The 565-nt window shown below is 64.2% G+C and carries 1 pseudogene; it reads right to left on the bottom strand.

Annotated elements, in window-relative coordinates:
• Window positions 1-565: pseudogene (locus tag LGZ98_RS24060) on the bottom strand (hypothetical protein); the annotation flags it as partial.

Raw genomic sequence — 565 nt, 5'->3', positions numbered from 1 at the left:
TCCTGCCACGCTTCCTGGCGGGTAATGCGGTCGTCGTCGGTGTAACACCAGCGCAGCAGCTGGTGATTGGGGTAACGGGCAGTCAGGCGGCGTCCGGCGGCGTCATACTGATAATGAATGGTCCGGCCGGTAAAATCGGTTTCGCTAATCACCCGGCCGGCTGGGTCACGGGTGTAATGGTAAGTTTCACCGGTTTCGTTGGTCACGGTTTTCAGGCGGGTCAGTCGGTCGTAGCCAAAGGTCAGGGCCGTGCCATCCGGGCGGGTGAGGTGGCTGAGCCGGTCGAAGGCGTCATAGGTATAGCGGGTGGTCCGGCCTTCCCCGTCAGTCACCGCCGAGACCCGGCGCTCGCTGTCGTAGTCAATGGTCTGCCGGAGGCCGTCCGGCAAGCAAATCTCGCTGACGCTGCCCGCCGGGCTGGCGTGAAACGGGCTGTGGTGGTAGTCGGTCTGCTGATGTAACGCGTCGGTGACCCGCAGCAGCCGGCCCAGGCCGTCGGTGTCAAACCGGGTCAGGGCGCCGTCCGGGGCCTGAATTTCACTGAGCTGCTGCCGTTCATAGCCGT

Source organism: Photorhabdus kayaii (assembly GCF_025384895.1).
Taxonomy (GTDB): domain Bacteria; phylum Pseudomonadota; class Gammaproteobacteria; order Enterobacterales; family Enterobacteriaceae; genus Photorhabdus; species Photorhabdus kayaii.
Note: the sequence above shows the minus strand (reverse complement) of the source record. Positions and strands in the feature narration are given on the sequence as shown.